The sequence below is a fragment of the Enterobacter sp. PL_is514 genome, assembly GCF_055816715.1.
On sequence record NZ_JBVPGN010000033.1, the window covers coordinates 24726 to 38979 of the forward strand.

A 14254-nucleotide genomic window follows, 5' to 3' on the forward strand; every position below is an offset into this window, starting at 1 on the left:
ACTCTCTTACAACCGAGAGAAATCATTGAAAAGTGCAAGCCCCATTAACAGCACCAGCAAAATCGAGCCAATGCGATAACTAAAGTCTTGAACTCGCTCGGATACCGGTCCGCCTTTTAGCTTTTCAATCGCTAAAAACAGCAGATGACCCCCGTCTAAAACGGGAAGCGGGAACAGGTTGATTATCCCAAGGTTCACGCTAATGAGCGCGAGGAACATGAGATAGTAAATCACCCCGAACTCCGCTGACATCCCAGCCCCCTGGGCAATCGAAATTGGCCCACTGAGGTTGTTCAGTTTCACATCACCGGTTATCAATTTCCCCAACATGTTGACCGTCAGCTTCATCAGTTGCCATGTTTTATCCGTGGCTTCAAGGATGGCGCTGAACGGCCCATACTGGCGTATTGTCTTGTACTCATCTGGCAGCGGGATCACTTTTGGCACAACGCCTGCAAACCCTTCTGCCTTTTTGCCGACCGACTTCGTATCCGGGATCAGCGTCAGCGAAAGCGGACTGCCCTGCCTTTCAACTTCCAGCGCGAGAGACGTTCCCGGATTATCGCGCACCAGAGTAACAAAGGTCATCCACTCTGTTAATGGTTGACCATCGACTTTAACGATCCTGTCGCCCGCTTGCAAACCCGCTTTGCTCGCCGCCGAATTTGCCTGCACTTCGGCTAATACCGGCTCGATCTGCGCACCGCGTGGACGAATACCCAGCGCAGCGACGGGATCTTCTTTGTCTGGCTCGAAACGCCAGTGACGTAAATCGAGCACTTTGTCCTGACGCGCATCGGAACCAAACGGCGATACGCTGATGGTGGTCTGCGGATCGCCAATTTTGGCAACCAGCTGCAGTCGCACGGCATCCCAATCAGGGGTTTCGATGCCATCAATCGCTTTAAGTTCCATCCCGGATGTAATTTGCGCACTCGCCGCGATGGAGTTGGGAGCAATTTCCCCCACCACCGGACGCACGCCCGGGACGCCGATGATAAACACCAGCCAGTAAGCGAAAATCGCAAAGATGAAGTTGGCTACCGGTCCGGCAGCAATGATGGCGGCGCGTTGTCCAACGGTTTTATTGTTGAAAGCGCTGTGTCGCAGCTCAGGTGCGACAGGCTCGACGCGTTCGTCGAGCATTTTGACGTAGCCGCCCAGCGGGATAAGGGCGATGACAAATTCCGTGCCGTGGCGGTCGGTGCGCGTCCAGAGTGATTTGCCAAAACCGATGGAAAACCGCTCTACGCGCACGCCACAGCGGCGAGCAACCCAGAAATGGCCAAATTCATGCACGGTAATCAGTACACCCAGTGCAACAATGAACGCCGCCAGATTCCAGAGAATGCTTAGCATAAAACCTTCCGTTAAATCGTCCCGAATACCAGTAAAAGCAAACATGCAAACACTGGAACAGCCGCTGTCAGGCTATCAATGCGATCCAGTATACCGCCATGCCCTGGAATCAGGTGTCCGCTGTCCTTAATCCCTGCTTCACGCTTAAACATACTTTCGGTTAAATCACCGAGCACGGAGGCAAGCGCAGCAAAAATCGAGCACACCAGCAGTATTGACGGTGCCACTTCAAGATTCGCCCAGACGCCGTAGCCCCAGGAGATGATCGCTGCCGTAAACAGGCCGCCGATGAATCCTTGCCAGGTTTTACCCGGGGAGACCTTCGGTGCCAGCTTATGTTTGCCAAACAGTTTACCAAACATATAGGCCCCGGAATCAGCCCCCCAGACCAGAATCATCACATAAAGCAGCCAGATCGCGCCGCTGTAGTGGTTTTCGTCGTAGTGCCAGGCGCGCAGCGCAACCATACCCCAGAAAAAAGGAATAATAGTGAGCAAACCAAAAATCAGTCGTAGCACTTTTGAATTACGCCATAATGCCGCGGAACCTGGATAAAAAAGGACCAGCAACAGCGCGGCAACCCACCAGACCAACGATATCCACAAGGAGCCGGCAACCAGGGGCTGATGAATATCATGGTGATATTCAGGCAACGTAAACAGCATTATGGCCAGGATAAAGCCACAAAGTACCGCGAGCCATACTCGCTGAGTGCGCGAGGTAAAGCCGCTAAACTGTCCCCATTCCCACGCGGCGAGCATGCACACCACCAGCGTGACAATAGCGAATCCCACCGGGGGCAGTAAAAACAGCGCCGCAATGACAATGGGTATTAATACAAAAGCGGAAATCAGGCGATACTTCAGCAAAAGCTACCCCCATCAGGCTTTGTCGCCACCAGGCTCGGTGCCGCCGAAACGACGCTCTCGATTGGCAAAGGCATGCAGCGCACCTTCAAAGTCTTGTTCATCAAAATCGGGCCAAAGAACATCCGTAAAGTAAAGTTCGGCATAGGCAATTTGCCATATCAAAAAGTTACTTATGCGATGTTCCCCCCCTGTCCTAATTACCAAATCCACAGGCGCCTGTTCATTCATGCAGATTTGCTTGCTCAGCGCCTCTTCATCAATTTGGTCGGGTCTCAACAACCCTTCCTGAACCTGTTCGGCCAGATGCCGAACGCCCTGGACAATATCCCAGCGTCCGCCGTAATTCGCCGCAATATTCAGCGTCAGACCGGTATTATTTTCCGTCAGCGCTTCTGCTTTACGAATCCGTTCCTGCAAACGTGAGTTAAAACGACTGGTATCGCCAATGATACGCAGGCGAACGTTGTGGCGGTGCAGGCTTTTTACTTCGCTGTCTAGCGCCCACACAAACAATTCCATCAACGCAGTCACTTCCTGCAAAGGTCGATTCCAGTTTTCACTGCTAAAAGCATAGAGCGTTAACGCATCAATGCCGTTGTTGGCGGCAAAAGAAACGGCGCGACGAACGGATTTCGCCCCCGCTTTATGCCCAAAGGCTCGTATCTTCCCTTGTCTTTTCGCCCAGCGGCCATTGCCATCCATAATGATTGCTACATGACGGCAGCCATGAGCTGGCAAATTTTCGCTTATTGGTTGATTCGCAGACAACATAACGCGTTTTTTGTCCCTGAAAAGGATTTAACGGTACTCAGGAATACTGAAGCCTATACATAAAAAAGCCGTGTCAAACCACGGCTCACCTGACCACATTAAGTCAAATACCTGCGATCAGGTGGCGCAGACTATATCACTGAAGCCCAACGCTAACAAATAGCACGACGACTAGTGGTTGCTTTATCACCAGCTTGCGAGACGTGTCACCTGTTGACGCGCAATATTACGCGCAGCTGCATCCACCGCCAGCACCTCTTCCACGCTTTGTGGTTCGCGCAAATCCATCATCTCCAGTACCGATAAATTTAACGACGCGATATCGGTAAAACGAATTTGCTGATTCAGAAATGCCTCAACGGTAATTTCATTGGCTGCATTAAGTGCCGTCGTCGCCGCCTGCCCCTGGTCAAAGGCAGTCATCGCAAGCTTCAGACAAGGATAGCGGTCATAGTCCGGTTCACTGAACGTCAGGGAACTTAGCTTGCAGAAATCAAGCGGCTTCACGCCGGATTTCACTCGATTTGGCCACGCCATGGAATGGGCAATCGGCGTACGCATGTCCGGCTCGCCCAGCTGTGCCAGCACGCTGCCATCCTGATAACGCACCATCGAGTGAATCACCGATTGCGGGTGAATCAGTACTTCCATCTGTTTCGCTGACGCATTAAACAGCCAGCGCGCTTCAATGTATTCCAGACCTTTGTTCATCATGGTGGCAGAGTCAACGGAGATTTTACGCCCCATCGACCAGTTCGGATGACGGCACGCCTGATCCGGCGTCATGGCGCGCAGTTCAGACAGTGGCGTTTCACGGAACGGGCCACCAGACCCGGTAAGCAGAATAGACACCACGCCATTCTGCTCCAGGTCAGCGTACCCCAGGTTCTGTTGAAAAGGTTGCGGTAAACTCTGAAAAATCGCGTTGTGCTCGCTGTCGACCGGCAAAAGACGCGCGCCGCGCTGCTTCACCGCATCCATAAACAGGCGTCCACAGGTGACCAGCGACTCTTTATTGGCCAGCAGAACATCCTTCCCGGCATCAATCGCGGCAAGCGTGGGCAATAACCCTGCCGCCCCGACGATGGCCGCCATCACCTGATCCACCTCATCCAGCGCCGCCATCTCGCAGGCCGCCTGTTGGCCACTCAGCACCTCGGTTCGACTGCCCTGTTCAAGCAGCTGTGCTTTCAGCAGACGCGCGCTCTCTTCGTCATCCATCACCGCATAGCGGGGCGCAAACTCCAGGCACTGCTCGACCATTCGCTGCACATTCTTACCGGCCACCAGCGCTGTCACGGTGTAGAGTTCAGGATTATGGCGAACGACGTCGAGAGTGCTGCAACCGATAGAGCCGGTTGAGCCAAGGAGTGTTAAATGCTTCATGAGATGCCCGAAAAAAGTTAGACCAGATAAAAGCAAAACGCCGCCAGCAAGACCCGAAGTCCCTCTGAACGGCGTTTATCAGTGTACGACAGAAATCAGAACTGCATCAGTTCCGCTTCTTTATCTGCCAGCGCCGCATCAATTTTCTTGATGGCAGCGTCGGTCATTTTCTGAATGTCGTCCTGAGAACGACGATCGTCATCTTCACTGATCTCTTTTTCTTTCAGCAGCGCTTTTACTTTATCGTTCGCGTCGCGACGGACGTTACGCACGGATACACGACCCTGCTCAGCTTCGCCACGAACCACTTTGATCAGATCTTTACGACGTTCTTCCGTCAGTGGAGGCAGTGGAACGCGGATGTCAGAACCCGCAGAGCTTGGGTTCAGTCCGAGGTCAGAGGCCATGATCGCTTTCTCAACGGCCGGGCTCATAGAACGATCGAACACGTTGATTTTCAGCGTACGGGTATCTTCTACCGTGACGCTCGCCAGCTGACGCAGAGGGGTTGGCGTACCGTAGTATTCTACGATGATGCCATCCAGCAGGCTTGGGGAAGCACGGCCAGTACGGATTTTGCTGATCTGGGTTTTGAACGCTTCTACGCATTTTTCCATGCGTACTTCAGCATCTTTTCTGATGTCGTTAATCACGTTACGAATCCTTGAAAACTTGTCTCAGGCAGACTATCCGCCAGCACAGCGCTACAGGTGTGCTAAGTATAGTCGCGTTTAATTCATGACAACGCCAAAGGCGCGCCCGGGTAAGATACCACTACAAAATAAAGCGGAATCTTACCTGTATTTATCGTCAACGGAAATTATTCCGTGATCAAAGTGCCTTCTTTTTCGCCCATGACCACGCGACGCAGTGCGCCAGGCTTGTTCATGTTGAAGACACGGATCGGCAGTTTGTGGTCGCGAGCCAGCGTGAAGGCGGCAAGATCCATCACTTTCAGCTCTTTATCCAGCACTTCGCTGTAGCTCAGCTGATCGTACATGGTGGCAGAAGGATCTTTTGCCGGGTCGGCAGTAAACACGCCGTCTACTTTGGTCGCTTTCAGTACCACATCGGCTTCGATCTCGATACCGCGCAGGCAGGCAGCGGAATCGGTTGTAAAGAACGGGTTACCCGTACCGGCGGAGAGGATCACCACGCGGTTATTGCGCAGCAGGCTGATAGCTTCTGCCCAGCTGTAATTATCGCAAACGCCATTCAGCGGAATCGCGGACATCAGGCGGGCATTCACATAGGCGCGATGGAGCGCATCACGCATTGCCAGGCCATTCATCACGGTTGCCAGCATACCCATGTGGTCGCCCACTACGCGGTTCATCCCCGCTTTCGCCAGACCAGCACCACGGAAAAGGTTGCCACCGCCAATGACCACGCCAACCTGGATACCCAGTTCGACCAGTTCTTTGATTTCCTGTGCCATGCGATCAAGGATGCTTGCGTCAATACCGAAGCCTTCCGATCCCTGCAGCGCTTCGCCACTCAGCTTAAGCAGAATGCGTTTGTACACGGGTTTTGCATTGGTAGCCATGTTTCTTTCCTGAGACTGTCAACGATTAAGATGGGGGTTAATTCTGGCGACATGATATGCCGCAAATCAGCACAGCGATACTGGAGCCTGTCTGATTTCCTGTGACGGGTGACAAAAAGAAGCCGCCCTCAGGCGGCTCCTTTTCAATCATTAAGACTGCTTGGACATTGCAGCAACTTCTGCTGCGAAGTCAGTCTCAACTTTCTCGATGCCTTCGCCCACTTCGAAGCGGATGAAGCCAGTTACGTCAGCGTTGTGCTCTTTCAGCAGCTGAGCAACAGACTTGCTTGGATCCATAACGAATGGCTGGCCAGTCAGAGAAACTTCGCCGGTGAATTTCTTCATGCGGCCTTCAACCATTTTCTCTGCGATTTCTTTTGGTTTACCAGACTGCATCGCGATGTCCAGCTGAACCTGGTACTCTTTCTCTACCACTTCAGCAGACACGTCTTCTGGCTTAACGAATTCTGGCTTGCTTGCAGCGATGTGCATAGCCAGCTGTTTAACCAGCTCTTCGTCAGCGCCTTTAGCCGCAACCAGAACACCGATACGTGCACCGTGCTGGTAAGAGCCCAGAACGTCGCCTTCCAGAGAAGCAACGCGACGGATGTTGATGTTCTCACCGATTTTAGCAACCAGCGCAACACGTTCTTCTTCGAACTGTGCTTTCAGAACTTCAACGTCAGTGATTTTGCCAGCAACAGCTGCGTCCAGAACTTTGTTAGCAAATGCCTGGAAACCACCATCTTTAGCAACGAAGTCAGTCTGGCAGTTAACTTCCAGAATGATGCCGTAGGTGCCGTCGATTTTAGTGATGATCACGCCGTCAGCAGCAACGTTGCCTGCTTTTTTAGCTGCTTTGATCGCACCGGATTTACGCATGTTTTCGATTGCCAGCTCGATGTCGCCGTTCGCTTCAGTCAGCGCTTTTTTGCAATCCATCATGCCTGCGCCAGTACGCTCGCGCAGCTCTTTTACCAGGGATGCGGTAATTTCAGCCATTCTTAAATCCTCGGGAGATGTGAACTGCCCGGCCGGGGGCCAAACAGTGTAAATTGAAAAAAGGGGCCGGTAATGGGCCCCTATTCATACACGGTACTAATAAGGGGTAAAACCTTATTATTCAGCTTCTACGAAGCTTTCTTCCGCCTGAGAAGCCAGATCCTGGGAACGGCCTTCACGAACGGTAGCAGCTACAGCGCTCAGGTACAGGCTAACAGCACGGATTGCGTCGTCGTTACCCGGGATAACGAAGTCAACACCGTCCGGATCGGAGTTGGTATCAACGATAGCGAATACCGGGATACCCAGGTTGTTAGCTTCTTTGATTGCGATGTGCTCGTGGTCTGCATCGATTACGAACAGCGCGTCTGGCAGGCCGCCCATATCTTTGATACCGCCCAGGCTGTTTTCCAGCTTGTCCAGTTCACGAGTGCGCATCAGCGCTTCTTTCTTAGTCAGCTTGTCGAAAGTACCGTCCTGAGACTGGGTTTCCAGATCTTTCAGGCGTTTGATGGACTGACGAACAGTTTTCCAGTTGGTCAGCATGCCGCCCAACCAGCGATGGTTCACGAAGAACTGGTCGCAGCTGTTAGCAGCATCTTTCACAGCTTCGCTTGCAGCGCGCTTAGTACCAACGAACAGAATCTTACCTTTACGGGAAGAGATCTTGTTCAGCTCAGCCAGGGCTTCGTTGAACATTGGTACAGTTTTCTCAAGGTTGATGATGTGAACTTTGTTACGCGCGCCGAAGATGAAAGGCTTCATTTTCGGGTTCCAGTAACGGGTCTGGTGACCAAAGTGAACACCAGCCTTGAGCATGTCGCGCATGGAAACAGTTGCCATGTTTAAAACCTCTATATTGAAAATTGGGGTTATGCCTCCACGTATCCCATATTACCGACCCCAAAGGGCACCCCGGAATATGTGCCGATACGTGTGTGTTGTTACACAAAGTGAGATTTGTCGCTTCCGTCCAGCCTGTGTATCTGAGATGGATCGGAAGTCCGGCGCGCTTTATACCACAAAACACGACCAGAAACCAACAGTTGTTGGCGGAGTGTGCTGTTAATGATTCTCAATTTGGCACGGGGTGTGCCTGACTGATACCATTGACGACACTTAGACTAGTATTGTCGAAAAAATCGACACCGATGGACAGATTACATGGCTATCTCTATTAAGACACCTGAAGAAATTGAAAAGATGCGCGTCGCCGGTCGTCTGGCCGCGGAAGTGCTGGAAATGATCGAGCCGTTCGTGAAGCCGGGCGTCAGCACCGGTGAACTGGACCGTATCTGTAACGACTATATCGTGAACGAGCAGCACGCGGTTTCCGCCTGCCTCGGCTACCACGGTTTCCCGAAATCCGTCTGCATCTCTATTAATGAAGTGGTATGTCACGGCATTCCTGACGATGAAAAACTGCTGAAAGATGGCGACATCGTCAACATTGACGTGACCGTCATTAAAGACGAGTACCACGGTGACACCTCAAAAATGTTCATCGTTGGCAAGCCGACTATTCTTGGCGAGCGTCTGTGCAAAGTGACGCAAGAGAGCCTCTACCTGGCGCTGAAAATGGTTAAACCGGGTATTCGCCTGCGTACCATCGGTGCGGCAATCCAGAAGTTTGTGGAAGCAGAAGGTTTCTCCGTGGTGCGCGAGTACTGCGGTCACGGCATTGGTCGCGTCTTCCATGAAGAACCGCAGGTTCTGCACTATGATGCAGATGACGGCGGCGTGGTGCTGCAAAAAGGCATGACCTTTACCATTGAGCCGATGGTCAACGCGGGTGACTACCGCATCCGTACCATGAAAGACGGCTGGACGGTGAAAACCAAAGACAGAAGCTTGTCTGCGCAGTACGAGCATACTATTGTGGTAACAGACAACGGCTGCGAAATTATGACGTTGCGCAAGGATGACACCATCCCGGCGATACTGACGCACGACGAATGATAAAAAAGCCGGCAAATGCCGGCTTTTTTAATGGCTATAGCTTTTTCTTATGGGTGGCGCACGATGAGTAATCTTTTACCCGAACAGTATGCTAACACAGCACTTCCCACCCTTCCCGACCAGCCCGATAACCCGGGCGTCTGGCCGTCGCACGAGCTGACCTGCGCGCATATTAAAGCCCATATGGATGTTTTCCATCGCTGGCTGGGCAGCGCGTTCGACGCAGGCGTGTCGGCCGAGCAGCTCATTGAAGCGCGCACCGAATTTATCGACCAGCTACTGCAGCGCCTGTGGATCGATTACGGGTTTGGGCAAATCAGTGATGTTGCGCTGGTTGCCGTCGGGGGCTATGGCCGCGGTGAGCTGCATCCGCTTTCCGATATCGATCTCCTGATCTTAAGCCGCAAAAAGCTGCCGGACGAACAGGCGCAAAAAATTGGCGAACTGCTGACGCTCCTCTGGGACGTGAAGCTGGAAGTCGGCCACAGCGTGCGCACCCTGGAAGAGTGTCTGCTGGAAGGGTTATCCGACCTGACCGTCGCCACCAACCTGATTGAAACCCGTCTGCTGATTGGCGACGTCGCGCTGTTTCTGGAGCTGCAAAAGCACATCTTCAGCGATGGCTTCTGGCCGTCAGAAAAGTTCTTCGCCGCGAAGGTCGAGGAGCAAAACCAGCGCCACCAGCGCTACCACGGCACCAGCTATAATCTTGAGCCCGATATTAAAAGCAGCCCCGGCGGCCTGCGCGACATCCATACCCTGCAGTGGGTCGCTCGCCGCCATTTTGGCGCCACCTCGATGGACGAGATGGTCGGCTTCGGCTTCTTAACCGAGGCAGAGCGTAACGAGCTGAACGAGTGCCTGCACCTGCTGTGGCGCATTCGATTTGCCCTGCATCTGGAAGTCACCCGCTACGATAACCGTCTGCTGTTTGACCGCCAGCTCAGCGTGGCTCAGCGCCTGAATTATCAGGGCGAAGGCAACGAGCCGGTTGAGCACATGATGAAGGATTTCTTCCGCGTCACCCGCCGGGTGACCGAGCTGAACCAGATGCTGTTGCAGCTGTTCGACGAGGCCATTCTGGCCCTGACGGCGGATGAGAAACCGCGCCCGATTGATGACGAATTCCAGCTGCGCGGCACGCTTATCGATCTGCGCGACGAAACGCTGTTCATCCGCGAGCCGGAAGCGATTCTGCGGATGTTCTATACCATGGTGCGCAACAGCACCATCACCGGGATCTACTCCACTACCCTGCGCCATCTGCGCCATGCGCGCCGTCATCTGACGGAGCCGCTGTGCTATATCCCGGAGGCGCGCTCGCTGTTCCTGAGCATGCTCCGCCACCCGGGCGCAGTCAGCCGTGGGCTGCTGCCGATGCACCGCCACAGCGTGCTGTGGGCCTATATGCCGCAGTGGTCGCACATTGTCGGACAGATGCAGTTCGATCTGTTCCACGCCTACACGGTGGATGAACACACGATCCGCGTGATGCTCAAGCTGGAAAGCTTTGCAAAAGAAGAGACGCGCTCCCGCCATCCGCTGTGCGTGGAGCTATGGCCGCGCCTGACCCACCCGGAACTTATCCTGATTGCTGCCCTGTTCCACGATATCGCCAAAGGTCGCGGCGGCGATCATTCGGTGCTAGGTGCACAGGACGTACTGAAATTTGCCGAGCTGCACGGCCTGAACTCACGTGAAACGCAGCTGGTGGCCTGGCTGGTACGCCATCATCTTCTGATGTCGGTTACCGCGCAGCGTCGTGACATTCAGGATCCTGAGGTGATCAAGCAGTTCGCGGAAGCGGTTCAGACGGAAAACCGTCTGCGCTATCTGGTCTGCCTGACGGTGGCCGATATCTGCGCCACCAACGAAACGCTGTGGAACAGCTGGAAGCAGAGCCTGCTGCGCGAGCTGTACTTCGCTACCGAAAAACAGCTGCGTCGCGGGATGCAAAACACCCCGGACATGCGCGAGCGCGTGCGTCATCACCAGCTGCAGGCGCTGGCGCTGCTGCGGATGGATAACATTGATGAAGAGGCGCTACACCAGATATGGGCCCGCTGCCGTGCCAACTATTTTGTCCGCCACAGCCCAAACCAGCTTGCGTGGCACGCGCGGCACCTGCTGAAGCACGACCTGTCCCAGCCAATGATTCTGCTGAGCCCTCAGGCCACCCGCGGCGGAACGGAGATTTTCATCTGGAGCCCGGACCGACCTTATCTGTTTGCTGCGGTCTGCGCCGAGCTGGACAGGCGAAACCTGAGCGTTCACGACGCGCAGATTTTCACCACCCGCGACGGCATGGCAATGGACACCTTTATCGTGCTGGAGCCGGACGGCAGCCCGCTGTCGTCGGACAGGCATGAAGGGATACGTTTTGGTCTGGAACAGGCGATTACCCAGCGCAGCTGGCAGCCCCCGCAGCCGCGTCGCCAGCCGGCGAAATTGCGCCACTTTACCGTCGATACCGAGGTCAACTTCCTGCCGACCCACACCGACCGTAAATCGTTCCTGGAGCTGATCGCGCTCGACCAGCCGGGGCTGCTCGCCCGCGTCGGCCAGGTTTTTGCCGATCTGGGAATTTCGCTCCATGGCGCCCGAATTACAACGATTGGCGAGCGAGTAGAAGATTTATTTATAATCGCGACAGCGGACCGGCGTGCCCTTAATAATGACCTGCAGCTTGAAGTGCAACAACGGTTGACAGCAGCCCTCAATCCAAACGATAAAGGGTGATATGTTTTTTAGTGAAATGGAAAGAGTAAACAATGCAGCAGTTACAGAACGTTATTGAGTCCGCTTTTGAGCGTCGCGCCGAGATTACCCCGGCAAATGTGGATACCGTGACCCGTGAAGCGGTAAACCAGGTGATTTCCCTGCTGGATTCCGGCGCGCTGCGCGTGGCAGAAAAAATCGACGGTCAGTGGGTCACTCATCAATGGCTGAAGAAAGCCGTGCTGCTCTCTTTCCGTATCAACGATAACCAGGTTATCGACGGAGCTGAAAGCCGCTACTTCGATAAAGTCCCTATGAAATTCGCTGACTACGACGAAGCGCGTTTCCAGAAAGAAGGCTTCCGCGTGGTGCCACCTGCGGCAGTGCGTCAGGGCGCTTTCATCGCACGTAATACCGTGCTGATGCCATCCTACGTGAACATCGGTGCCTACGTTGACGAAGGCACCATGGTTGACACCTGGGCGACGGTCGGCTCATGCGCGCAGATCGGTAAAAACGTTCACCTGTCCGGCGGCGTAGGCATCGGTGGTGTTCTGGAGCCACTGCAGGCTAACCCGACCATCATCGAAGACAACTGCTTCATCGGCGCGCGCTCTGAAGTGGTTGAAGGCGTGATCGTTGAAGAAGGCTCCGTGATCTCCATGGGCGTTTACATTGGTCAGAGCACCCGTATTTATGACCGTGAAACCGGCGAAGTTCACTACGGTCGCGTTCCGGCGGGCTCCGTGGTGGTTTCCGGCAACCTGCCGTCAAAAGATGGTAAATACAGCCTGTACTGTGCGGTTATCGTGAAGAAAGTGGATGCGAAAACGCGCGGTAAAGTGGGCATCAACGAGTTGCTGCGCACCATCGATTAATCGGGTATAACAAAAAGCGGGGGCAACCCCGCTTTTTTTGTATCTGAGGGTGGCGAAAATAGATTTTTTCGTTAATTATTCAAAGGTTATGTTGAGATCAAGGGTACCGCTATGTACGATAATCTGAAAAGTCTGGGCATTACCAATCCTGATGAAATTGATCGTTACAGCCTCCGTCAGGAAGCCAATAACGATATTCTGAAAATCTATTTTCACAAGGACAAAGGAGAGTTTTTCGCCAAAAGCGTGAAGTTTAAATATCCACGCCAGCGTAAGACCGTTGTTGCTGACGGTGTAGGACAGGGATACAAAGAAGTACAGGAAATCAGCCCTAACCTGCGCTATGTGATCGATGAACTCGATCAGATCTGCCAGCGCGACCGCACCGAAGTCGATCTCAAGCGCAAGATCCTTGACGATCTGCGTCACCTTGAAAGCGTTGTGACCAACAAGATCAGCGAGATTGAAGCGGATCTTGAGAAGTTAACCCGCAACAAATAAGTTGAGTGCGGCCTGATGCCCTCACCCCGGCCCTCTCCCACAGGGAGAGGGTGAAACCCTTATCGCTGTTCATCCAGCTGCAGCGCCACATACAGCAGCAGCCTGTCGTCGAAATTCCCCAGATCCAGCCCCGTCAGCTCTGAAATTCGGTTCAACCGATACTCCAGGGTATTGCGGTGAATAAACAGCGCTTTTGACGTCGCCAGCGGCTGCACGTTATGACGGAACCACGCCTGCAGCGTCCGGCGCAGCAGGCCGTTATTGTCCATGGCTTTCAGACGCGCTAATGGTCGCGCCAGCTCATTGGCCTGCCAGCCCCCGCGCAGGCTGTCGAGCAGCACCGGCAGCATCAGGTCCTGATAGAAATAGCTGCGGCTCTCCGGCATCCGCTGCTTGCCCACCATCATGGTGGTGCGCGCGGTACGCCAGGAGCGGGCGATGCTGCCCGGCCCGGTAAAGTAGTTGCCCAGCGCAACGCGAAAACGCAGCTGACCATTCTCCTTCATCCGGGAGATCAGCAGCTCCACGCGACGACGATGATCTTCCGCATCCCAGCGGCCGAACGCATTGAGCGCCGGTTTGAGTACCACCATTTCCGTCAGAGAAACGATCGCCACCAGGTTATCGCGCTCCGGCGTCGCCAGCGCATTTTGCAGCTGCTGCAGCTCGGCCATCGCGCTGTCTACGCCAAGCTGGCCGCTATCGACCTCAATCACCGCCACCACGCGCGGCTGGTTCAGATCGATCCCCAGACGCTGCGCCCATTCGCTGAGCGCGGGCGTGTGCTCTTCCGCCTGAATAAGGTTCATCACCAGCTCTTCACGCAGGCGGCTGTCCTGGGCAAGCAGGTGCATCAGGCGCGACTGCTCCAGCATCATCTCTGCCGTCATACAGACCAGCTCACCGTATTTTCGCAGTGACTCGGGCTCGCCGGTCAGGCCGATGACCCCCACAATCTCGCCTTCAAGGCGCAGCGGTAAATTGATGCCCTGACGGACGCCGTGCAGGTGTTTCGCTACCGCATCGTCGATATCCACGACCCGCCCCTGGGAAAGCACCAGCAGCGCGCCTTCGTGCAATTCCCCAATACGCTCGCGATCGCCGCTGCCAATAATGCGCCCGCGGGCATCCATCACGTTGATATTGGTATCAATGATGCGCATGGTGCGCGCCACGATATCCTGCGCCATTTTGGTATCAAGATGCCAGCCAGCCATAGAACCCTCCCGTGAGCAGAGCTCAAGCATAGGGAAGTTCAGCGACGG

The 14254-nt window shown here is 54.3% G+C and carries 13 protein-coding genes; 4 read left to right on the forward strand and 9 right to left on the reverse strand.

The window, feature by feature from the left end; genetic code table 11:
• Positions 1-6: 6 nt before the first annotated feature.
• The 8 genes from rseP to rpsB all read right to left on the reverse strand — a co-directional run bounded on the left by rseP (position 7) and on the right by rpsB (position 7776).
• Positions 7-1359 (reverse strand): sigma E protease regulator RseP, encoded by a 1353-nt coding sequence (gene rseP / locus AC0TNG_RS13200; protein ID WP_024907524.1) that lies wholly within the window; start codon positions 1357-1359, stop codon positions 7-9.
• Between the two features lie 11 nt (positions 1360-1370).
• On the reverse strand, positions 1371-2228 hold the full coding sequence (cdsA, locus tag AC0TNG_RS13205) for a phosphatidate cytidylyltransferase (protein WP_024907523.1): 858 nt from the start codon (positions 2226-2228) through the stop codon (positions 1371-1373).
• Positions 2229-2240: 12 nt separating this feature from the next.
• Positions 2241-2999, reverse strand: a complete 759-nt coding sequence (gene ispU / locus AC0TNG_RS13210) for a (2E,6E)-farnesyl-diphosphate-specific ditrans,polycis-undecaprenyl-diphosphate synthase (RefSeq protein WP_473712513.1) — start codon at positions 2997-2999, stop codon at positions 2241-2243.
• Positions 3000-3185: 186 nt separating this feature from the next.
• On the reverse strand, positions 3186-4385 hold the full coding sequence (gene ispC, locus AC0TNG_RS13215) for a 1-deoxy-D-xylulose-5-phosphate reductoisomerase (RefSeq protein WP_473712514.1): 1200 nt from the start codon (positions 4383-4385) through the stop codon (positions 3186-3188).
• Between the two features lie 95 nt (positions 4386-4480).
• Positions 4481-5038 (reverse strand): ribosome recycling factor, encoded by a 558-nt coding sequence (frr, locus tag AC0TNG_RS13220; RefSeq protein WP_014882629.1) that lies wholly within the window; start codon positions 5036-5038, stop codon positions 4481-4483.
• A 167-nt stretch (positions 5039-5205) separates the two neighbouring features.
• Complete coding sequence (gene pyrH / locus AC0TNG_RS13225) at positions 5206-5931, reverse strand: UMP kinase (protein WP_008501910.1); 726 nt, start codon at positions 5929-5931, stop codon at positions 5206-5208.
• A gap of 150 nt (positions 5932-6081) precedes the next feature.
• Entirely contained in the window at positions 6082-6933 is an 852-nt protein-coding gene (gene tsf, locus AC0TNG_RS13230; protein WP_014830708.1) for a translation elongation factor Ts, read from the reverse strand.
• A gap of 117 nt (positions 6934-7050) precedes the next feature.
• Positions 7051-7776 carry a 30S ribosomal protein S2 gene (rpsB, locus tag AC0TNG_RS13235; protein ID WP_003856207.1) on the reverse strand — a complete coding sequence of 242 codons (726 nt, stop codon included), beginning with the start codon at positions 7774-7776 and terminating at the stop codon, positions 7051-7053.
• Positions 7777-8097: 321 nt separating this feature from the next.
• Between rpsB and map the strand changes: the two genes are divergently transcribed.
• The 4 genes from map (at position 8098) to AC0TNG_RS13255 (ending at position 12989) form a co-directional block, all read left to right on the forward strand.
• Positions 8098-8892: a type I methionyl aminopeptidase gene (gene map / locus AC0TNG_RS13240; protein WP_023310454.1), complete on the forward strand. Its 795-nt coding sequence runs from the start codon at positions 8098-8100 to the stop codon at positions 8890-8892.
• Positions 8893-8955: 63 nt separating this feature from the next.
• Positions 8956-11631, forward strand: coding sequence for a bifunctional uridylyltransferase/uridylyl-removing protein GlnD (glnD, locus tag AC0TNG_RS13245; protein ID WP_024907520.1), 2676 nt, complete (start codon positions 8956-8958; stop codon positions 11629-11631).
• Between the two features lie 32 nt (positions 11632-11663).
• Positions 11664-12488 (forward strand): 2,3,4,5-tetrahydropyridine-2,6-dicarboxylate N-succinyltransferase, encoded by an 825-nt coding sequence (gene dapD / locus AC0TNG_RS13250; RefSeq protein WP_008501915.1) that lies wholly within the window; start codon positions 11664-11666, stop codon positions 12486-12488.
• 111 nt (positions 12489-12599) lie between these two features.
• Positions 12600-12989, forward strand: coding sequence for a DUF3461 family protein (locus tag AC0TNG_RS13255; protein ID WP_008501916.1), 390 nt, complete (start codon positions 12600-12602; stop codon positions 12987-12989).
• Positions 12990-13048: 59 nt separating this feature from the next.
• On the opposite strand, the gene cdaR is transcribed toward AC0TNG_RS13255, so the two are convergent.
• Entirely contained in the window at positions 13049-14206 is a 1158-nt protein-coding gene (gene cdaR, locus AC0TNG_RS13260) for a DNA-binding transcriptional regulator CdaR (RefSeq protein WP_023334570.1), read from the reverse strand.
• Positions 14207-14254: the final 48 nt, after the last annotated feature.

Bases quoted from the DNA above. Each gene is read 5' to 3' on its own strand.
- cdaR (WP_023334570.1), bottom strand. From the start codon at position 14,206: ATGGCTGGCTGGCATCTTGATACCAAAATGGCGCAGGATATCGTGGCG.
- rpsB (WP_003856207.1), bottom strand. From the start codon at position 7,776: ATGGCAACTGTTTCCATGCGCGACATGCTCAAGGCTGGTGTTCACTTT.
- AC0TNG_RS13255 (WP_008501916.1), top strand. From the start codon at position 12,600: ATGTACGATAATCTGAAAAGTCTGGGCATTACCAATCCTGATGAAATT.
- dapD (WP_008501915.1), top strand. From the start codon at position 11,664: ATGCAGCAGTTACAGAACGTTATTGAGTCCGCTTTTGAGCGTCGCGCC.
- ispU (WP_473712513.1), bottom strand. From the start codon at position 2,999: ATGTTGTCTGCGAATCAACCAATAAGCGAAAATTTGCCAGCTCATGGC.
- ispC (WP_473712514.1), bottom strand. From the start codon at position 4,385: ATGAAGCATTTAACACTCCTTGGCTCAACCGGCTCTATCGGTTGCAGC.
- map (WP_023310454.1), top strand. From the start codon at position 8,098: ATGGCTATCTCTATTAAGACACCTGAAGAAATTGAAAAGATGCGCGTC.
- glnD (WP_024907520.1), top strand. From the start codon at position 8,956: ATGAGTAATCTTTTACCCGAACAGTATGCTAACACAGCACTTCCCACC.
- tsf (WP_014830708.1), bottom strand. From the start codon at position 6,933: ATGGCTGAAATTACCGCATCCCTGGTAAAAGAGCTGCGCGAGCGTACT.
- rseP (WP_024907524.1), bottom strand. From the start codon at position 1,359: ATGCTAAGCATTCTCTGGAATCTGGCGGCGTTCATTGTTGCACTGGGT.
- pyrH (WP_008501910.1), bottom strand. From the start codon at position 5,931: ATGGCTACCAATGCAAAACCCGTGTACAAACGCATTCTGCTTAAGCTG.